General features: G+C 61.9%; 16 protein-coding genes. 9 read left to right on the top strand and 7 right to left on the bottom strand.

From position 1 onward, the window contains the following. Nucleotides 1-5: 5 nt before the first annotated feature. From QRN41_RS17615 to QRN41_RS17580, 8 genes are read left to right on the top strand one after another with little or no spacing between them, the layout of a single operon-like run. On the top strand, nucleotides 6-1,997 hold the full coding sequence (locus QRN41_RS17615) for a GumC family protein (RefSeq protein WP_167417983.1): 1,992 nt from the start codon (nucleotides 6-8) through the stop codon (nucleotides 1,995-1,997). Beyond that, on the top strand, nucleotides 1,997-3,187 hold the full coding sequence (locus QRN41_RS17610; RefSeq protein ID WP_167417984.1) for a glycosyltransferase: 1,191 nt from the start codon (nucleotides 1,997-1,999) through the stop codon (nucleotides 3,185-3,187). Before QRN41_RS17615 ends, QRN41_RS17610 begins: the two co-directional genes overlap by 1 nt. After that, complete coding sequence (locus tag QRN41_RS17605; RefSeq protein ID WP_167417985.1) at nucleotides 3,177-4,505, top strand: GH39 family glycosyl hydrolase; 1,329 nt, start codon at nucleotides 3,177-3,179, stop codon at nucleotides 4,503-4,505. Before QRN41_RS17610 ends, QRN41_RS17605 begins: the two co-directional genes overlap by 11 nt. An 8-nt stretch (nucleotides 4,506-4,513) precedes the next feature. Beyond that, nucleotides 4,514-5,731, top strand: a complete 1,218-nt coding sequence (locus QRN41_RS17600; protein WP_167417986.1) for a glycosyltransferase family 4 protein — start codon at nucleotides 4,514-4,516, stop codon at nucleotides 5,729-5,731. Continuing rightward, entirely contained in the window at nucleotides 5,722-6,825 is a 1,104-nt protein-coding gene (locus QRN41_RS17595) for a glycosyltransferase family 4 protein (protein WP_167417987.1), read from the top strand. Before QRN41_RS17600 ends, QRN41_RS17595 begins: the two co-directional genes overlap by 10 nt. Before the next feature lie 2 nt (nucleotides 6,826-6,827). Next, nucleotides 6,828-8,255, top strand: coding sequence for an O-antigen ligase family protein (locus QRN41_RS17590; protein WP_167417997.1), 1,428 nt, complete (start codon nucleotides 6,828-6,830; stop codon nucleotides 8,253-8,255). Then, nucleotides 8,255-9,664, top strand: coding sequence for a lipid II flippase MurJ (locus tag QRN41_RS17585; RefSeq protein ID WP_167417988.1), 1,410 nt, complete (start codon nucleotides 8,255-8,257; stop codon nucleotides 9,662-9,664). The genes QRN41_RS17590 and QRN41_RS17585 overlap by 1 nt, the downstream gene beginning before the upstream one ends. 51 nt (nucleotides 9,665-9,715) lie before the next feature. Further along, nucleotides 9,716-10,729: an acyltransferase family protein gene (locus QRN41_RS17580; RefSeq protein WP_173603579.1), complete on the top strand. Its 1,014-nt coding sequence runs from the start codon at nucleotides 9,716-9,718 to the stop codon at nucleotides 10,727-10,729. Nucleotides 10,730-10,762: 33 nt separating this feature from the next. On the opposite strand, the gene QRN41_RS17575 is transcribed toward QRN41_RS17580, so the two are convergent. The 6 genes from QRN41_RS17575 to QRN41_RS17550 all read right to left on the bottom strand — a co-directional run bounded on the left by QRN41_RS17575 (nucleotide 10,763) and on the right by QRN41_RS17550 (nucleotide 16,520). Continuing rightward, a complete protein-coding gene (locus tag QRN41_RS17575) occupies nucleotides 10,763-11,344 on the bottom strand; it encodes a DUF4174 domain-containing protein (RefSeq protein WP_034137672.1) in 582 nt (193 codons plus the stop codon). 164 nt (nucleotides 11,345-11,508) lie between these two features. Then, nucleotides 11,509-12,141: a glutathione S-transferase family protein gene (locus QRN41_RS17570; protein ID WP_167417998.1), complete on the bottom strand. Its 633-nt coding sequence runs from the start codon at nucleotides 12,139-12,141 to the stop codon at nucleotides 11,509-11,511. A 66-nt stretch (nucleotides 12,142-12,207) separates the two neighbouring features. Further along, nucleotides 12,208-14,565 (bottom strand): DNA polymerase II, encoded by a 2,358-nt coding sequence (locus QRN41_RS17565; RefSeq protein ID WP_167417990.1) that lies wholly within the window; start codon nucleotides 14,563-14,565, stop codon nucleotides 12,208-12,210. An 88-nt stretch (nucleotides 14,566-14,653) separates the two neighbouring features. Further along, entirely contained in the window at nucleotides 14,654-14,968 is a 315-nt protein-coding gene (locus QRN41_RS17560; protein ID WP_034096802.1) for a protealysin inhibitor emfourin, read from the bottom strand. Beyond that, nucleotides 14,943-16,019, bottom strand: coding sequence for a M4 family metallopeptidase (locus QRN41_RS17555; RefSeq protein WP_094066380.1), 1,077 nt, complete (start codon nucleotides 16,017-16,019; stop codon nucleotides 14,943-14,945). Before QRN41_RS17555 ends, QRN41_RS17560 begins: the two co-directional genes overlap by 26 nt. Before the next feature lie 48 nt (nucleotides 16,020-16,067). Further along, the gene (locus QRN41_RS17550) at nucleotides 16,068-16,520 is read right to left on the bottom strand and encodes an SRPBCC family protein (protein WP_094066381.1); all 453 of its coding nucleotides are present in this window, start codon (nucleotides 16,518-16,520) and stop codon (nucleotides 16,068-16,070) included. A gap of 97 nt (nucleotides 16,521-16,617) precedes the next feature. Here QRN41_RS17550 and QRN41_RS17545 point away from each other — a divergent pair, with 97 nt between their 5' ends. Next, complete coding sequence (locus tag QRN41_RS17545) at nucleotides 16,618-17,019, top strand: GFA family protein (RefSeq protein WP_167417991.1); 402 nt, start codon at nucleotides 16,618-16,620, stop codon at nucleotides 17,017-17,019. Nucleotide 17,020: 1 nt separating this feature from the next. Here QRN41_RS17545 and mrdA read toward each other — a convergent pair whose 3' ends face one another. Beyond that, nucleotides 17,021-18,913: a penicillin-binding protein 2 gene (gene mrdA / locus QRN41_RS17540; RefSeq protein WP_167417992.1), complete on the bottom strand. Its 1,893-nt coding sequence runs from the start codon at nucleotides 18,911-18,913 to the stop codon at nucleotides 17,021-17,023. Nucleotides 18,914-19,192: the final 279 nt, after the last annotated feature.

The following is a 19,192-nucleotide window of genomic DNA, read 5'->3' as shown; positions in this document are numbered from 1 at the left end:
ATCCCATGATCGAGATCCGTTCTTTCCGCGATCTTCTGCGCCTGTTCTTCATCTTCCGCCACGAGTTCAAACTGGCGGCCCTTGCCGCGATGCTGATCATTTTGCTGGGGGCATTCCTGCTGCCGGCCAAGTACGAATCCACCGCGCGCCTGCTGGTCAAGCCGGGGCGTGACTCGACACTGCCGATCGAGATCAGCAACCGTCAGGCACTGGTCATGCCCAGCACCCAGCGCGACCCGATCGTCGACGAGGAGCGCCTGCTGACCGGGCGGCCGATCGTGCGCGCGGTGGCCGAGCACTACCTGGAAGTAATCAATAACGCACCGCCGCCGGAAGGCGCCTGGAAGCGCATCAAGTACTACGTCAAGAGCGCCATCGGCGCGGTGTTCGACGGCCTGCGCGTGGTGCTGGAAACCGTTGGCATCGTGGAAAAAACCACCCCGGTGGAACGCCTCGCCGCCAGCCTGGAAAAGAACTTTGACGTCAGCCATGCCGCCGGCTCCACGGTGATGGACATCACCTTCACCTGGGGCGATCCGCAGATTGCCCAGGAGGTGGTCAAGCACTGGGTCGAAACCTATATCAGCGAACGCACCCAGGCCCTGGGGCGCAAAAGCCTCTATGCCTTCTACGAGGGGCAGGTGTCCAACAGCGCCACCGAGATCAAGAGCTACAAGCAGCAGATCCTTACGCACCTGAATCAAATCGGCGCGGCGAGCATCACCGATCGTCTGGAGGATTTGTCCGAGCGCATCAATGTGCTGCGTGGCGAGGTGTTCAACACCACACGTCTGATCGCCTCGTCCGACAGCGCCATCGAGAGCACCCGTAACCAGCTCAAGAGCCAGCCCAAGGAAGTCACCACGGTGCGCCAGATCGCACTCAACCCGCAGCAGCAGGACCTGCGTCGCCTGCTCAACCAGAAGCTGCTGGAAAAGGCTGACATGATGCGCACCTACACTGACAACGCGCCGCCGGTCAAAGCCCTGGATGCGTCGATCAAAGCCATGCAGGCCCAGGTCGCCAGCGAGAGCGACACGGTGCAAAGCTCCGAGAACCGCGCGCCCAACACCCTGGAAATCCACTTGCAGCGGGTGCTGCTGGACGAGTCGAGCAACAATCGCGCCCTGCGCACCCAACTGACCCAGCAACAGAAGCAACTGGCCAACCTTGAAAGCCAACGCAAGCAAGCCCTGGAGATTGAGCCGGAGCTGACCCGCCTGGCCCGGGAGCTAAGCGCCACCGAGCGTAACTACGCGCTGTACGTCGACAACCTGGAGAAATCGCGCATCGACCGTGAGCTGGACAACAGCCAGATCAGCAATATCGCGGTGATCGAAGAAGCCACCCTCAACCCCGGGCGGATCTTCCCCAAAACCCTGGTGATGCTGGTGCTGGCGATTCCGTTCGCCATCGTTGTCGGCCTGTTGGTGGTGTACCTGTGCTACCTGCTGGATCAGCGCATCCACGACGGTGGATTGGTGGAACGCAAGTTCGGCCTGCCGCTGTGGACCACCCTGCCGGAACTGGACACCAGCACCGCGCAAGGCACCAACGCGTTCAATGCGAGCATCTACCGGCTCTACAGCCTGTTGCGCCCGGACCGCATCGCCGAACGGGGTCTGACGTTGGGCCTGACCTCGGCGCGACATGGCGAAGGTGTGACCTTTGTGGTCGAACAATTGCGCCAGCTACTCGATGAAAACGGCATCAACGTACGGGTCGGCGGCGCTGAGCCGGCGGCGCCGGGCGAAGTGGTGCTGCTGGACGCCTCGGCCCTGCTGGACAACCGCGATGCGTTCATCACACTGCGCCGCGCCGACCTGATCGCACTGGTGGTGGAAGCCCAGAAGAGCACGGTGCCGGTGGTCGAGCATGCGCTATCGATCCTCAACACTGCGTTCGGCAAAGTCGACGGCATCATCATCAACCGGCGCAAGTTCGAAGTGCCGTCCAAAGTACTCAAGACCATCGCCAAATACCGGGGAGCGTTCTGATGCGTATCGCTCTGCTCGCGCCGCTGCCGCCGGAGAAAAATGGCATCGCCGACTACGCGAACCATTTCCGCACGGCACTCCAAGCGCGTGGCGTGACGGTGCTGACCCCGCTGGCGGGCGTGGCGGGCAACAGCGATGCAATCAGGTCGGCCATCAGCGCCTTTGATTGGCACACCGTGGACCTGGTCCACGCCGAGCTGGGCGGCGGGCGCCTGGGGGAATTCCTGGCCTTGCGTGAACTGCGCAAGGCCTACCCGCGATTGCCCCTGACCGCCACCGTACACGACCCGGAGCGCATGGTCTGGCGACGCGAGCGTCTGCCATTTCCGTTGAATCTGGTGGAGCGCCTGCCCAGCCCGATGCCTCAGGCGGCCGTGGTGCTGGCCGATCCCTTGACCCTGCGCGAAGAACGTCAGGTGGCCCAAAGCCTGACGCGTCTGGTTACCCTTACGCGCCTGGGCGCGGGGTGCCTGAGCCAGCGCATGCAATTGCCCGCCGGCAAAGTGGCGGTGATCAACCATGCCAACCTGGCCATCGACCCGGTTGCGCTGCCGCCGCTGGAGCCCCTGCGCCTGCTGTACTTTGGGTTTATCTACCGCGGCAAGGGCATCGAAGACCTGGTTCAGGCGCTGGCGGACGTATTCAAACAAGACCCGCAGTTGCGCGAACGGGTGCGCCTGACACTGGCCGGCGGCACCGCGCCGGAGATGGCTTTCGGCGCGGGCGGCAACTACCTGGAACAGCTCAACGCTCAGATCGTCGCACTGGGCCTGGCCGATGCCGTCGACTGGCAACTGAACCTGCCGGCTGAGCAGATCGCTCAGACCATCCAAGATCACCATGTAATGGTGTTGCCTTATCGCGAGTCGAAAAAACTCGGCCTGTTGGGGCGCCAGCGTGGCACCAGCGGTGCGCTGTCCTGGGCCGCAGCTTGCGGGCGCGGCGCGATCACTTCCGATGCCCGCGCCTTTGCCGAGGAAGTGGCCAGCGGCAACGGGGCGATCTATCCCGAGGGCGATGTGGCCGCGCTGAGCGAGCAGCTTCTGAGGCTGGCGCGTCAACCGCTGCTGGCCCGGGACTGGGCCGAAAGCGCCGGAGAAATCGGACGCCAGCGTTTGTGGCCTCTGACTGCGGAAAAATTCGTCGAACTGTTCGGTCAAGCCATCGCAGGAGCCCGCCATGGCGCGTAAACGCACGTACCTCGCCAGCCTGGCCGTCGTTGCAGCCTTGAGCCTGACGGCGTTTTTCTGGGGCCGTCCGGCGGATGCCGAAAGCCATGTGCTCAAGGCCGGCAAGCCGGTGGTGTGGAAGGATTTTCTCGGGGTGAACGCGCAGTTCCTATGGTTCAGCCCCGAGCGTTATCAGAAACAGATCGACCGTCTCAAGGCGCTTGGGCTGGAGTGGGTGCGCCTGGACTTGCACTGGGACCAACTGGAGCCCGTCGAGGGTCAATACCGGGTGGCGACCCTGGATCAGTTGGTGCAGAAGCTGCAAGACAACCAACTCAAGTCGGTGTTCTATCTGGTCGGGTCCGCGCCCTTCGCAACCACCGCACCGGTCGGCGCGTCCTATCAGGACCAGTACCCGCCCAAAGACCCGAACGTATTCGCCAACCGCATGCTGTTGCTGTCCCAGCGCTACCCCAGCGTTAACGCCTGGCAAGTGTGGAACGAGCCGAACCTGCTGGGCTTCTGGCGCCCGGTGGCCGACCCGGCCGGGTATGCCAGGCTGCTGACGATCACCGCCACGGCGCTGCGCACGGTCAACCCGAGCAAACCGGTGGTGGCCGCCGGCATGGCGTTCTTCGGCGAGATGCCCAACGGCCAGTCCATGCTCGACGCCCTCGGCGCGCTGGGCGTGGCCAGCCTGAACACGGTCATTTCGTACCACCCGTACACCCAGTTGCCCGAAGGCAACGACCCGGCCAACCTGGACTTTGTCGCCAAGACCACCCAGCTCAACCAGGCCCTGCGCAACAGCGGTGTCCAGACCTTGTGGAGTACCGAGTGGGGCTGGTCGACGTACAAAGGGCCCAAGGACGCGCAGGACCTTATCTCTGCGCAAACTCAGGCCGATTACGTGGTGCGGCGCCTGGCCCTGATGAGCGCGCTGGACTACGACAGGATTTTCCTGTTCACCCTCAGCGACCTCGACCAACGCGCCAGCGTGCGCGATCAGTCCTACGGCTTGCTGGACATCGACGCCAACCCCAAGCCGGTCTACACCGCGCTGAAAAACTTCCTCGACGTCAGCGGGCCCACGCTCACTCCCGCCGACCCGCCCAACGCCGACCGCCTGCCCGACGGCCTGTTCAGCATCAGCTGGACCCGCGCGGACGGGCGCAAGCTATGGTTCTTCTGGTCGGCCAAGGGCGGTAACGCGCACTTGCCCGGTTTGGCCCGCGCCACCCTGTATGACCCATTGCGCGGCACGCAAACCCCGGTCAGCGGCACACAAGGGCTGACCGTAGCGGTCAAACCGAACCTGCAAATTCTGTTATGGGACTAGAAACGGCCATGCGCATTTTATGGATCCTGCCCTACTCGCCCTGGCCCGCCACCAGCGGCGGCAAGACGCGCCAGTTCCACCTGCTGCGCAGCCTGGCCGCGCGCGGGCATCGGATCACCTTGCTGCTGCACGACAAACACCCGGTGGCGCCCGCCGACCGCCAAATGCTGGAGACGTTTCTCGAACAGGTGATCATTCTGCCGCGCCGCCCGCTGCGCAGCCTCAAGACCTTGGTGGCCGGATTGTTCGCGCCCTACCCGTTGCTGGCCAGCGTCAACGGCTTGTCGGGGCCGCTGCAAAAGCGCTTCGAGCAATTGCTGAAAGAGCCGTGGGACGTGGTGCAGATCGAGCATTCCTATACCTTTGAGCCCTACGAGCAGACGTTGGCTCGACTGTCCCAGCCTTTTGTGCTGACCGAACACAATGTGGAATCGGCCCTCGGCGCCGCGACCTACGACCGTCTGCCGCGCTGGTCGCTGCCCTTCATCCGCTACGACCAATGGCGCTATCAGCGTTGGGAGCAGCGGGTGATGCGCCAGGCCGCCCAAGTGGTGGCCGTTACCCCCAGCGATGCCCAGGTGCTGGAAGGCATCGCCGGCAAACCGGTGGCGGTAGTGGTCAATGGTGTGGACTGCGGTCACTTTGCTGGCGCCCATCCCGACCCTTCGACCCAGCGCGTGTTGTTCCTGGGCAACTACGAATACGCGCCGAATGTGGATGCCATCGAGTGGGCGCTGGACGAGATTCTGCCCAAGGTCTGGGAGCGTTGCCCCGAGGCGCGCATGAGCGTGTGCGGCTTCGGCATGCCTGGCAGTTGGCGCGCGCGCTGGCCGGACTCGCGCATCGAATGGCAAGGCTTTGTGCCGGACCTGCTGCACCTGCAATCAAGCTGTTCGGTGTTCCTCGCGCCGCTGCGCCACGGTGGCGGTTCTAAGCTCAAGGTACTCGAAGCCCTGGCCGCCGGCCTGCCCTTGGCGAGCACCGAGCAAGGTGTGTCGGGGCTGGATTTGGTGGAAGGTCTGGACTACCTCGGCGGGCAAAGCGCGACCGGCCTGGCGGATGCGGTGGTGCGCCTGCTGCAGCACCCGGAGGCCGCCACCGCGATGGGCGACGCCGGCCGCGCCTATGTGCGCCGCGCCCATGATTGGAGCGTTGCCGCCAGCCAGCTGGAGCGTGTCTATGCCACGCTGTTGCCGCACCCGCACGAGGCACCCGCATGCGTATAGGCCTGGATTACCGCACCGTTGGCACATCGCCGCAATCGGGCATCAGCCGCCAGGTGTATGCGCTGGAAAGCGCACTGTACAGCCTGCCGGGCCTCGAACTCGAACGGTTCACCGTGGCGCCCCTGGGCGACGAAGCGCGCTTGCAGGCCCACTGCCCGGCCTGGGGCTGCGCAAAAACCGCCATGCACCAGCCACACAATCGCCTGCGCTTCGAAGCCGGTTTTCTGCCGAGGGCGCTACGCGAGCAGCACATCGACCTGTATATCAGCACGTTCAATATGGGCCTGCCGCTGCCGCCCAAACCACCGGGTTTGCGTACCGTGGTGCTGCTGCATGACCTGTTCCAGATCACCCTGCAGAACTACCACGCCAACCGCCTCAAGGCGCTGATCTACAAGACCAGCGATCGCCTGTCGATCACCTATGCGGTGCATAGCGCCGATCGGGTGTGGACCCCCTCGCAGTACAGCGCCGACGAAACCGCGCGGCTGTTTCCCAAGGCTACGGGCAAGATCCGCGTGCTGCCCAATCAGGTCGACGGGTTTTCCGCGCTGGCCGCCGACCTCACGGCGCGCCAGTTGCCCGCGCGCTATTGGTTGCTGGTGGGCACCCGCGAGCTGCGCAAAAACGTGCCATTTTTGGTGGACGCATGGCAGCAGGCGCGACGCCAATCACCCGCAGTGCCGGAACTGGTGCTGGTGGGCAGCCTCGATCATTTGCCCGAGGCCCAGCGTAGCCTGCCCGGCATTAGGGCCTTGAGCGGCGTGTCGGATGGCGAGCTGCATGCGCTGTACCGCCACGCCTTACGCCTATGGCAACCCTCATACGCCGAGGGCTTCGGCCTGCCGGTGATCGAAGCGCTGAGCGTCGGCACGCCGGTGGCGGTGGCCAACGGTACCTCGCTGGATGAAATAACGCCGCCGACCGCACCGCGTTTCTCCCCCTCCGACGGCCCGGCGCTGGTGCAGTTGATGCTCAGCCTGAGCCAACGGCCCGCTGAGGATTCAGCGGAGCAACGCCGCCTGTGGGCCGAGCGCTTCAATCACCAGGCCTATCGCCAGCGCTTGGCCGACCTGATTGAGGAACTGAAGTGAGAGTGAATCTGGCAAGCCTCGTCGCGATCCTTTTCGGCCTGCTGTTTGGTGCCCTGGCCTTGTTGCTGTCACCGGCCAAGGCATTCCTGGCGGTGATTGGCCTCGCGGGCATGGTGACCATTTTGCGCTTCCCGTTATGGGGCTTGCTGCTGTTTGCGGGGCTGGCGACGTTCATGCCGTACTCCACCGTCAATCTGGGCATCCGCAGTACGGTCAGCGAAGCGATCCTGGCCCTGACCTGGGGCGCGATCCTGTGGCACAGCTTGCTGGCGCGCCTGCCCGCCACGCCGAGCCTGGCGTCGCGGCCGACCGACCAGATGCTGCTGTGGCTGATGCTGTTCAGCGTGTTTCCGTTTATCGTCGGCCAGGTCACCATCCAGGCCGACACCAGTGGCGTAGCCAATTGGCTGCGCTGGTTGCTAAACCTGTCGGCGGTATTTCTCGCCGCCAAACTGCTGGTGCAGCGCAAACACCGCGAAGCCCTGGTGATCGCACTGCTGCTGGGCACCCTGGCGATGTTGCTACTGTCCATCGCCGTGTTCGTGCGCACCCGCTCCGGTGCCGGCATTGCGCCGATCCTGGCGATGTTCAACTACGCCAACTTCGACATGCTCAAGTTCGGGCTGGAAGCCATGTCGTCGCGTATGGGTTCGCCCTGGACCCACCCGAATGCCATCGGCGGGATCATGGCCTTGCTGTTGCCGCTGGCATTCTGCTTCGGCATGACCGAACAAGGCTGGAAACGCGCCCTCGGCCTGGGCGTGGCGTGCCTCGGCGCGGCGGCGCTGCTGCTGGCCAGCAGCCGTGGGGCGATGGTCAGCCTGGCGTTGGTTTTGATCTGGATGGCCACGCGGCGAGTGCCGTACACCGGGCGCCTGCTGATGATCGGCGCCGCGCTGACAGTAGCGCTGGTGCTGGCCTATCCGCCGTTGCAGGATCGCCTGGCAACCATCTTTTCGTCGAGCAATGCCAGTACGGAGGTGCGCTTCGACGAGTACCGCATGTTCCCGCAGGCGGTGGCGGCGTATCCCCTGGGTATCGGGTTCAAGGCCGACCCACCGGTGCCCGGTTCGCACCTGCTGGGGATCTCCAACCTGTGGCTCAATTACATCTACAAGATCGGTCTGGTGGGCATGCTGCTGTTCGTCGCGGTGACCGTGCGCTGGTGGCGTGAAGCGCGCCCGGATAAAGGCCCGATCCGCCTGACCAAGGACAATGCCCTGTGGCTGGGCAGCACGGCCGGGATCCTGGCGGCGCTGGTCAGCGGCTTGTTCGATCACTACTTCAGTTTTGCGGTGGTGATGGTGGCGCTGTTCTGGCTGATGGTGGGGATCAATGTGCTGGAGGCGCGGCGGCTGTTTCCGGCGCGCGTGCCGCAGGTCAAGCGTGTGGCTTACGGCAAGCCGCTGCTTGATGGCGCCCACTCCTGATGCTCGGCTCCGCCGCATGGCTGACCGTGGCGACCCTCTTGGGCTTGTGCCTGGGGTTTGCGCGCGAATGGCTGCTGGTGGCGGCGTGGGGCGCCGGCGAACGTAGCGATGCGTTCCTGATCGCGTTGTTCCTGCCCGAAGCGCTGCGCATGTCCCTGGCCGGGGGCGTGCTGAGTGCCGCCGCCCTGCCACTGTTCCTGGCGCGCAAGGATGCTGAGCGGGCGGATTGGCTGGCGGTGTTGTTTCCGGCCTTGCTGCTGATTGCACTACTGACCAGTCTGCTGCTGACGCTGTTGGCGCCGGGGCTGGTGCAAATACTGGGGCCGGGGCTGGCCGCCAGTGCCGCCGTCCTGGCCGGCAATAATTTGCAGATCGTTGCCTGGTGCGTGCCGGGGTTGCTGCTGCACGCCTTGTTCAGTATCCCGTTGCAAGCCCACGAACGCTTTGTGCTGGCGGGCCTGGGGTCGTTGCTGTTCAACCTGCCGCCGGTGGCGTACCTCGCTCTCGCGGGCAGCGCCACGCAGCCGCAGTCGTTGGCCTTGGCGTGCCTGGTCGGCAGCCTGTTGATGCCGCTGGCGTTGTTGCCATCGATTTGGCGTCAGGGCTGGCGCCCATGGCGCTGGCAACTGAGGCTTGCGCCTTTACGCGAACTGGGCCAGCGCATCGGCCCGCTGTTGCTGAGCAACGGTGCCAGCCAGGGCCTGGCCTTGATCGAACGCCTGGTGGCATCGCTGCTGGGGGAAGGCGCGGTGACCTGGGTGAACCTGGCGCGCAAGCTGATGAACCTGCCGCTGATTGCACTGATGAGCCTCAACCAGGTGCTGCTGGGCATGATGAGCCGGCGTCAGGGCGATGAGCGCCTGGCCTTGCTCAAGCGCGGCCTTGAGACCGCCAGCGTGCTGACCCTGCCCGCCGGCGTCGGCCTGGTGGCCGCTGCGCCGAGCCTGGTGACGCTGCTGCTGCCCAAGCACACGATGGATTCGCCACTGCCGCTGCTGCTGGCTTGGTTTGCCGTGCCGCTAGTGTTCGGCGCCTGGAACGCCTTGCTCGCGCGCTACGCCTACGCCGCTGGCGACACACGCCAGCCGCTGCGCTGCGAGCTGCTGGGCAGCCTGGTCAATGTGCTGTTGCTGGGCGCCCTGCCCTTCGTGTTTGGCCTGGCGGGCATCCCCTTGGCCGCACTGGCCGGGGTGATCTGCACCGCGCTGCTGCTGATGCAGCGCCAGGGCTTGCTCGGCGCCGTACCGTGGATGCGCCACTGGCTGCTCAGCGCATTGGCACTGGGCCTGGGGGCCCTGGTGCTGTTCCCGGTGCAGGGCGTGTGGCTGCAGTTGGGGCTAAGCACACTGGCCGGCGCCGTGGTGTTGATGGGCATGGGACTGTGGCTCAAGCCGTGGCGTAAAGCGTGAGATTGGGCTTGATCGAATGGGAGCATTGAGGTGAAACATCGCTGGATTCAAATGGACATCGCCAAAGGCATCGGCATCCTGGTGATCGTGTATGCCCACAGTTGGTTCGTCGCCACCTCGCCCGATCTGCTGTATCCGATCCTGGCGTCGTTTGTGCTGCCATTGTTTTTCTTTCTGTCCGGGGTGCTTTTCAAGCCGGAACAGCCGTTTGTGGAGATGGCGCTGCGCAAGGCCGATGGTCTGCTCAAACCGTTTTTCTTTACCATGCTGGTGTATGTGATCGTGCGCGATGTGCTGCGCGGCCAACCGTTACTGCCGGATATCGGCGGCGTGCTGTATGCCACGGTGGACACAATCCCGTGGCAGGCGCTGTGGTTTTTGCCGCACTTCTGGGTGGCGATTCTGTTCAGTTGGGTGCTGCTGCGGCTGATTCAACGTTTACCGCTGGCGGTGAGTTGCGCGGCGATGATCTTACCGCTGCTGCTGGGCATCTGGATGCTGCCGTGGTTCTGGCAACTGCCGGTGACGCTCGGCGAGCACACGTGGGTGCTGCCCGGCTTGCCCTTCAGCCTCGACATCACGCTGATCAGCAGCGCCTGTTTCGTGTATGGCTACCTGTTGCGCGACTGGCTGCGTACCCACGCCGGCTCATGGCTGACGCTGCTGGTGTCGGTGGTGCTGTTCGCCGCGGTGTTCCTCTACAGCCACGCCACCATGGACCTGGCGCAACGTCGCTACGACCACTGGCTGTGGACCAGCCTGCTGGCGCTGATCGGCGTGTACCTGTGCTGGGCATTGGCGAAGGTGATCATGGTGTCGCCCCTGCTCACGCGGGCGATGACCTACATCGGTCAGTCCACATTGATCCTGCTGATCTTCCATGGCGAGATCCAGCACAAGACGGTCGACCTGCTGGTGCGCATGGGGCTGCATGAATTCGTCGCGGCGTGTATCGGGTTTGGGGTGGCGGTGATCGCGCCGTTGTTGATCGGGGAGGTGATCAAGCGCGTGGCGTTCCTGCGGTTCTTCTATTTTCCGTTTCCGCTGCGCAAACAGCGGCCATAGCGGTTGGAGCGAGCACGCTCGCTCCTGCCGACATCAATCATCCAATGGTTGCACCGCGGGTTTGCTACCGGGTTTAGCAGGCTTGGCGCCCTTGGCCGGAGCCGGGGCAGGCGCCGCAGGTTGGGGCTCAGGAGCCGCCGCGGCTTCTTTTTCCGCCATGGGCATCTGATCGATGGTGCTGAAGAATTCCTTGAGGTCGAGGGTGTCCGGCGGCACGGTCTTTTCGAGCTTCTTCTCACCGTCCTTGCCCACCAGAATCACTTTGGTGCCGCTGCCGGCACCGAGCTTGAGGGCGCGGATCAATGCGTTGGTTTCCGGCGGGGTGAGTTTCTTGTTGTCTTTCGGGTCTTTGGCGAACTTCTCACCTTCAGCTCCGATACTGCCGAACTTGACGGTGTAGAACACCATGCTGCGTTCTTCAAAGGACTGCTTGATGGCCGGCTCGTCCAGCTCTTTCTTGAGTTTGGCCAACGTATCGTTGCCGGAATCAAGCTCCACCACCACCAGCGGCCGGGCCTTGCCCAAATCCTGCTTGAGCGGGTTGATATCCTCAGCCGCCAACAGCGGCCCCGTAAACGCCATCAAGGTAGCCAGGGTCAGCGACCGGATGAGCATGCGCACCTCCTTTGAATTTCATGCAGGGTTCTTGAGTTTCATGTCTGCGACAGTCAAATTCAAGGATGATTCCTACGGCACTTTGAGAAAGAGTAGGTCAGGACTCCCGTGACGCAAGGGGTTGAGTGGGGCCGCAGGGATTGTTTCGCCTGATTGCAGAATCATCACGACACCGTCCATTGCGGCCAATGCCGGGCGAACACGGGCGCCACGCCAGGGTCGGCATCCACACGCGCCAGGGTGTGCGCAAAGCCTGGCGCCACGGCGCTCAACGCCTCCCGCGCCGCGTCCCAGCGCGACACCGCCGCCGCCATGATGCCCAGAGCATTGGGCTCACCGTTGTCGGCAAACAACTGCTCGGCAAACTGTTCGGCGAATACCACCCAGGCTTGATGCAGATAACGGCGTGTGCCACAGACCAGTTGCGCTTGCACCGCCTCCGGCGCCTCGCCCAACCAGCGCTGCGGGTAATCGATGATGCCGATCGCCGAGTAGCAATTGGCCGCGATATAAACCAGGCCCCGGATGATCTGCACGCGGTCGCCGCTCAGCAGGTGCGCGTCGGGGAATGCCAGGCCGAGGTGAATCAGGATGGCGGCGCTCTCCGTCAGTACCTGACCATCGGGCATCACCAGCGTCGGGATCTGTTTAAGCGGGTTGATACGCGCCAGGGCCTCGCTGCCTTCGCCGTCGTGCCAGGAGCTGGCGTCCACCCGACGCCACGGTACTGCACAACGCTGCAAGGCGATTTCGATCATGCATGAGCCGGATTCGTCGGTGCCGTAGAGCGTATACATCATGGCCTCTCCTTAATGGCGATGAGCCCCAAGCGTGCACACGCCCGACCGTGCATCGCAAGTGTTTTAGAACAGCCCCATCTGCCCGCCGACCAACGTGCTGAAATCATCATTTACGAATGGCAGAATCGCGTCGGCCACCGGCTGCAATTGGCGGGTGACATAGTGATCGTAGTCAATCGGCGCCTGGCGCACTTCCAGCGGTTCAGGCCCGTTGACGCTGATCACATAGCTGATCCAGCCGCCACGCTGGTACTGGCGCGGCCTACCCAGGCGGTCGTTGTAATCGTCTGCCAAACGCGCCGCTCGCACATGGGGCGGGACGTTGCGTTCGTAATCGTCCAGGCGACGGCGCAGGCGTTTACGGTAGACCAGCAACTCGTCGAGTTCGCCGCTCAAGGTTCGACGCACATAATCGCGGATGTACGCTTGGTGCGGCTTGCGGTCAAAGATGAGGCGGTAAAGCTCTTGCTGGAACTGTCGCGCCAGGGGCGACCAGTCACTGCGCACGGTTTCAAGGCCCTTGTAGATCATCTCTTCTTGACCATCGCTGCGCACGACCAGGCCGGCGTAGCGCTTCTTGCTGCCCTCCTCCGCGCCGCGAATGGTAGGCATCAGAAAGCGCGTGAAGTGGGTTTCGTATTGCAACTCCAGGGCGCTCTGCAAACCGAACTCGGTGCTCAGGTGCTCGCGCCACCAATCGTTGACATGCGTGACCAGCGCCTGGCCGATGCGGCTGGCATCCTCCTGGGAATGCGCACGGCCGAGCCACACGAAGGTGGAGTCGGTGTCGCCGTAGATCACCTCATAGCCCTGGGCCTCAACCAATTGGCGGGTCTGGCGCATGATCTGGTGACCGCGCAGGGTGATCGAGGAGGCCAGACGCGTGTCGAAGAACCGACAGCCGCTGGAGCCGAGCACGCCGTAGAAGGCGTTCATGATGATTTTCAGGGCCTGGGACAGCGGTGCGTTGTGTTCGCGCTTGGCCGCTTCACGCCCTTCGGCCACGCGCGCGACAATCGACGGCAGACAATGGCGCGTGCGGGAAAACCGAGCACCGCGAAAACCTTCCACCGATTCGCGGTCATCGGGGTGTTTGAGGCCTTCGATCAGGCCCACGGGGTCGATCAGGAAACTGCGAATGATCGACGGGTACAGGCTTTTGTAATCCAGCACCAGCACCGACTCGTAGAGACCGGGGCGTGAGTCCATGACGAAACCGCCAGGGCTGGCCTGGGGCGGCTTATCGCCCAGGTTCGGCGCGACGAAGCCTGCGCGGTGCATCAGCGGCATGTAGAGGTGGGTAAACGCGGCGACGGAGCCGCCGCTGCGGTCAGCCGGTAGCCCGGTGACACTGGCGCGCTCCAGCAGGAACTTGAGCAGTTCGGTCTTCTCGAAAATCCGCGTGACCAGCTCGCAGTCCTTGAGGTTGTAGCGCGCCAGAGCGGGCTTGTCCTCGGCGAACATGCGGTTGATTTCGTCCATGCGCTGGTACGGCGTAGAAATATCCTTGCCTTCGCCCAGCAAGGTCTGCGCAACGTGTTCCAGACTGAAGGATTCGAAACTCCAAGTCGCCGAGCGCAGCGCTTCGATGCCGTCGATGATCAAACGCCCCGGCGCTGCCGCGAAGTAATGATTGCGACTGCCATGCTCACGCCAGCTCATGGCCTCTTCACCGCGCCCGAGCAGCAAGGGCACATTGAGGCGCTGGGCGTGCTCATGGAGCACCCGCAGGTCGAACTGCACCACGTTCCAGCCGATGATGGCGTCGGGGTCATGAGTGGCCAGCCACGCATTGAGACGTTCGAGCAACTGAGCGCGGCTGTCGCAATAGTCGAGCTTGAAGTCCACGGCGCCGCTGCTGTTGGGCGGCCCGAGCATATACACCTGGCGCTCGCCGCAGCCTTCCAGGGCAATGGAATACAGGTCGCCCTGGGCGGTGGTCTCGATATCCAGGGACACCAGCCTGAGCGGCGGGCGGTAGTCCGGCGCGGGTTTCATCTGGGCGTCCGACAGCACGCCCGTGGCCTGCGGCGTACCACCGAACCACACGGGCGCAGTGATAAAACGCTCCATCATGTAGCGCTCAGGAGGCCGTACGTCGCCCTCGTACACATCAACGCCCGCGGCACGCAAGCGTTTTTCCAGGTCCATCAACTGGCGATGCTGGCGGGTATACAGACCGAGGACGGGGCGGTGATGGAAGTCACACAGCTGCAGCGGGCGCAACTCGACATCGCGTTCCCCCTTGAGCAGCCAATCCAACGGCTTGCGATGGGCTTCAGGGATAAACACCACGGAGGTCTGCACAGGTAGACGGATATACCGTGGCCCCTGGTCGGTGGCCAGCCAGAAGCTGACCTCCGTGCCCGCCGGGGTATCGCGCCAATGCCGGGTCAGGACAAAACCCTGCTGTAAATCCACCGTACCGCACCTCAGAAATCGCTTTGAGCCGGTGATTCTACGCGGCGCGAGCTTCAGGGCGAAAAGTAATACTCACGCAGAACGGGTATTACACCTGGCCTTTGTCCCATAAACGCTTCAGCTCTTCCGAGGCCTGGTCTTCCGGTACCGTAAAACGCAGTTGATCATCACGATTGTCCGAGCGATAGCGAACTTCAATCTGATAGAAGCGCTGATCGCCCCGGCCTACGTCCGTCGACGTTTGCGGCAGGCAACGGTTCAGCACATTGCAGATTTGCTCACGCTCGTCGACATTGCACTGAGCAAATTCGATTTCACGCGGCCGGGTCATGGTGGTCACCTGGCCGCCCTGACGGGACAGGCGCACGGTGGCGTCGTTACCCAAGGCCGGAAGTTCTTTCATTGGGTGATTCTCCTGCTAGACCGACGCCAACCTCCTCCCAGGCTTTACGCACAGCATCAGCCGCTTCAGTGCCGAAACGTTGGTGGGCATGTTGTACGGTCAGAGTAGCAAAGGCCTGAAAGTTAGCGTCGTTGTCCAAGTTTTTGTCGCAGAGGGTGTCATACCAGATTTGGCCAGCCCGCTCCCAGGCCGAACCGCCAAGTGCTATGGCGACCAGGTAGAACGCGCGATTGGGAATACCGGAGTTGAGGTGCACACCGCCATTGTCGTCTTGGGTATTGATGAAATCGTCCATGTGCGCAGGCTGCGGGTCTTTGCCGAGCACAGGATCATCATAGGCGGTGCCAGGGTGGGACATCGAGCGCAGGCCTTTACCTTTGACCTTGTCGGTCAGCAGGTCGGCGCCGATCAGCCAGTCGGCCTGCTCTGCAGTTTGCTTCAGGACGTACTGACGCGTAAGCACACCGAACACATCGGAAATCGACTCGTTGAGTGCACCGGATTGATTGCGATAGACCAGGCCCGCTTCGCTTTCGATGACACCGTGGGTGAGTTCGTGCGCCACCACGTCGAGCGAGCGCGTAAACCGCTGGAACACCTCGCCATCGCCGTCGCCAAACACCATTTGCGCACCATTCCAGAACGCATTCTCATAGCCCTCTCCGTAGTGCACGGTGCCGGCCAACGCAAAGCCCCGGTTGTCGATAGAGTCTCGACCATAGACCTGCCAGAAAAAGTCATGGGTGGCACCCAAGGCATCGTACGCCTCATCTACGGCGACATCGCCGCTGGCACGCTGACCTTCGACCCGAACCAGCGCGCCCGGCAGCACGGTCAAGTGTTGAGCATCGTAAATATTGCGCTGCAGTTGACCGGGCTGATGGGCCTCGGCCACGGACGCTTGGGACTGGCGAGCGGTCGCGGGCAAAAACTGACGGACGTGCGTCAGGGTTTTCAATGCGCGCGAACGCTGCCATTCCGAGCCATGATCAATCAGGCGATTGAGAATGTAGGGCGGCATGAATCCGAGGTAATGACGTTGGCCAGACATGGCACTCTCCTTGTCAGACAGTTTCCGATAGTAAATACACAGTGGGCATCATTTGAGGAAATTCTCGATGTTGCCCATTTGCTCGTCCCAGCCTCGGGAATTCATCTTGAACGCCTTCTGGCGACGGGCATCGGGAATTTCGTTGAAACCTGACTCAACCACCCGCAGCAGAATACCGGGCGCATGGTCCTCGATAGTGAACTCCACCAGGGTCGGGTTTTCCTTGTCATAGTCGATCGTGTCGTCGACCGCGAATGGATGCCAACGGAACGAGAACAGGGTCTGGGGCAGTATGCGTTCGATCCTGGCCTTCCAGATCACATGCTCATAACCGGGGTAAGTGATCGGCGCCTCAACGGTCTCCCCCTCGACAAAGGCCTTGCCCTTGAGAGCAATGCCAAACCATTGGCCGAATTGCTCGGCATCTGTCAGCGCGTCCCAGACTTTTTTACGTGAAGCGTTGAGCAGGATTTTTCGCTCGATGCGATCTAATACGTGCATAAGTCACCTCCTCCATTGACCGTAGGTGACATCAAACAATGCGCAACCTGGAGTTGTAAGCAATGATGATGACCCGTCCATGACCTGACCCTACCTTATGACTGACCCACTCAACGGAAGTTGCTTTTGTAAAGCGGTGCGCTATCAAGTTTGCCGCCTGGACATGCCTGTCAGCCACTGCCACTGCGACAGCTGCCGCAAGGTGCATGCGGCACCGTTTGTCACCACCGCCGGGGTGATGCGTGAGCACTTTCGCTGGATGCAAGGGGAAGAACTGCTGGTCTCCTTCGAGTCTTCGCCGGGCAAGCTCAGGCATTTCTGCTCACGCTGCGGCTCTCATTTGATCGCAGAGCGAGAACACCAGCCCCATGTCATTGTGCGAGTGGCGACGCTGGACGATGATCCCGGCGTCCGGCCAACCTCGCACATCTGGACCGCCCAGGCTAAACCATGGCTGGTCTACGAGGGCGTAGAGAGCTGGAATGAATGGAAACCATGACTCAGACGTGAGGATCTCCAGGCGCTTTAGCAGGTGTCGCATATTGCGGTTTAAGGTGTCCTTCTTGGTCGAGTAACCAAGCATCCATGATCTGCCGCACCACAGGCCCTGCCACACGGCCTCCGGCCTCGCCGTTTTCGATCATGACCGAAATAACAATTTTTGGATGCTCGGCCGGGGCAAAGCCGACAAACAAAGCGTTATCACGATGACGCTCCCGCGTTTTCTCGCGGTTGTAGCGCTCACCCTGTTTGATCGCCACAACCTGCGCGGTACCACTCTTGCCAGCGATTCGATACTGCGCACCTTGCGCGGCCGCCCGCGCGATGCCGCGTGGGTCGTGCATAACCAGTTGCATACCATGGTTAACCTGCTCCCAGTCGCGCGGGTCCTTAAGGACCACATTGGGCATGGGGTTTTCGTCTACTGGCGGCACACCATTGATGGTCTTGGCCAAGTGTGGTCGGTTCCATACGCCCTTATTGGCGATCAAAGCGGTAGCCTGAGCCAGTTGCAACGGGGTGACTTGCATATAGCCCTGGCCGATGCCGAGGATCACCGTCTCACCGGGGAACCACGGCTGGCGTCGTGTAGCACGCTTCCAAGCCTGGGATGGCATCAGCCCGGCTGATTCTTCGAACATATCCAGGGACACTTTCTGGCCCAGGCCGAATTCAGCCAGGTAGTCATGCAGGCGATCGATCCCCAGCTTATGGGCCAAGTCGTAAAAGTAGGTGTCATTGGAACGCATGATGGCCGTGTCCATATCCACCCAACCGTCGCCACTATGGTTCCAGTTGCGGTATTTGTGGTCAAAATCCGGTAACTGGTAGTAACCAGGGTCGAACACGCGGGTTTGGGCAGTGACGACACCGCTGTCGAGGCCGGCAATGGCCACCTCGGGCTTAATGGTCGAGCCAGGCGCATACAGGCCCCGAAGGACACGGTTGAACAGAGGCCGGTCGATAGAGTCGTGCAGTGCGGCATATTCCTTGAAACTGATGCCGGTGACGAAGAGGTTCGGATCGAAACTTGGTTTGCTGACCATGGCCAGCACTTCACCGGTTTGCGGATCGAGAGCAACCACCGAACCACGGCGATCCCCCAAGGCTTGCTCTGCTGCTTCCTGAAGTTTGACGTCGAGGCTCAGGACAATATTTTTTCCAGGGACCGGGTCGGTGTGCTTGAGTACGCGAAGCACCCGGCCCTGAGCATTCGTCTCAACCTCTTCGTAACCCACATGACCATGCAGCTCGGACTCGTAGAAGCGCTCGATCCCAGTTTTACCGATCGACTGGGTGCCACGGTATTCCACCGAGTCGATGACTTTCGACTCCTTCTCGTTGATCCGTCCTACGTAACCAATCGAATGAGCAAAATGCGGACCCAGAGGGTAATGCCGAACGAATTGGGGTTCTACATCAACTCCGGGCAGGCGGAACTCATTCACAGCCAGCACTGCGATCTGTTCCTCGGTGAGTTCGTAAAATAAGGTCACAGGAACAAATGGGTGGCGTGCCTGCTTGAGAGCCTTGTCGAACAATCCACGATCTTCGGTAGGCAAATGCAGCAAATCGATGATCGTGTCCAGCTCACCTTTAAGGTCTGTGGTGCGCTCGCGGGTGATCGTCAGGTTATAGCTGGGGCGGTTGTCGGCAAGCACTACACCGTTGCGGTCATAGATCAGCCCACGGGTGGGAGTGATAGGCAGGACGTGGACGCGATTGTTTTCGGAGATCGTAGAGTGATAGTCAAACTGCACCACCTGCAAAAAATACATACGGCCCACCAGGGCACAGGTAATGCCAATGACCAACAGCGCACAGGCAAGCAGGCGTTTGTTGACCAGGCGATTCTCTTTCTCGTGGTCCTTGATCGGTATCACTTCAGGCATTTCTACAGCATCTCTTTGAAAAAGATCGTTGCCGCGTCCTGCGAATGAAGATAAGTCCCTTTGAAAATGAGCTGCACCTTACCAAAAATGCAGAGACGCTTTGCATCGATTTCTTCAACGGTACGCAATGGTGTTTGTCACGAGACAATCAGTTCCTCATGACGTTGTAGCGGAGCTATATATCGACGACGAAGGAAAGGAAAAAAGCTCTACAACGCTTTTCTAGCGCGCAAAACAAAACCCCAACTGCTTTCGCAATTGGGGTTTCGGAATTTAATC

It is taken from the genome of Pseudomonas sp. efr-133-TYG-23, assembly GCF_030209215.1.
Taxonomy (GTDB): domain Bacteria; phylum Pseudomonadota; class Gammaproteobacteria; order Pseudomonadales; family Pseudomonadaceae; genus Aquipseudomonas; species Aquipseudomonas rhodesiae.
The sequence above is the reverse complement of the archived record's forward strand: the minus strand, read 5'-3'. Positions and strand labels throughout refer to the sequence as shown.

Bases quoted from the DNA above. Each gene is read 5' to 3' on its own strand.
- QRN41_RS17615 (WP_167417983.1), top strand. From the start codon at position 6: ATGATCGAGATCCGTTCTTTCCGCGATCTTCTGCGCCTGTTCTTCATC.
- QRN41_RS17610 (WP_167417984.1), top strand. From the start codon at position 1,997: ATGCGTATCGCTCTGCTCGCGCCGCTGCCGCCGGAGAAAAATGGCATC.
- QRN41_RS17605 (WP_167417985.1), top strand. From the start codon at position 3,177: ATGGCGCGTAAACGCACGTACCTCGCCAGCCTGGCCGTCGTTGCAGCC.
- QRN41_RS17600 (WP_167417986.1), top strand. From the start codon at position 4,514: ATGCGCATTTTATGGATCCTGCCCTACTCGCCCTGGCCCGCCACCAGC.
- QRN41_RS17595 (WP_167417987.1), top strand. From the start codon at position 5,722: ATGCGTATAGGCCTGGATTACCGCACCGTTGGCACATCGCCGCAATCG.
- QRN41_RS17585 (WP_167417988.1), top strand. From the start codon at position 8,255: ATGCTCGGCTCCGCCGCATGGCTGACCGTGGCGACCCTCTTGGGCTTG.
- QRN41_RS17580 (WP_173603579.1), top strand. From the start codon at position 9,716: ATGGACATCGCCAAAGGCATCGGCATCCTGGTGATCGTGTATGCCCAC.
- QRN41_RS17575 (WP_034137672.1), bottom strand. From the start codon at position 11,344: ATGCTCATCCGGTCGCTGACCCTGGCTACCTTGATGGCGTTTACGGGG.
- QRN41_RS17570 (WP_167417998.1), bottom strand. From the start codon at position 12,141: ATGTATACGCTCTACGGCACCGACGAATCCGGCTCATGCATGATCGAA.
- QRN41_RS17560 (WP_034096802.1), bottom strand. From the start codon at position 14,968: ATGAAAGAACTTCCGGCCTTGGGTAACGACGCCACCGTGCGCCTGTCC.
- QRN41_RS17555 (WP_094066380.1), bottom strand. From the start codon at position 16,019: ATGTCTGGCCAACGTCATTACCTCGGATTCATGCCGCCCTACATTCTC.
- QRN41_RS17550 (WP_094066381.1), bottom strand. From the start codon at position 16,520: ATGCACGTATTAGATCGCATCGAGCGAAAAATCCTGCTCAACGCTTCA.
- QRN41_RS17545 (WP_167417991.1), top strand. From the start codon at position 16,618: ATGACTGACCCACTCAACGGAAGTTGCTTTTGTAAAGCGGTGCGCTAT.
- mrdA (WP_167417992.1), bottom strand. From the start codon at position 18,913: ATGCCTGAAGTGATACCGATCAAGGACCACGAGAAAGAGAATCGCCTG.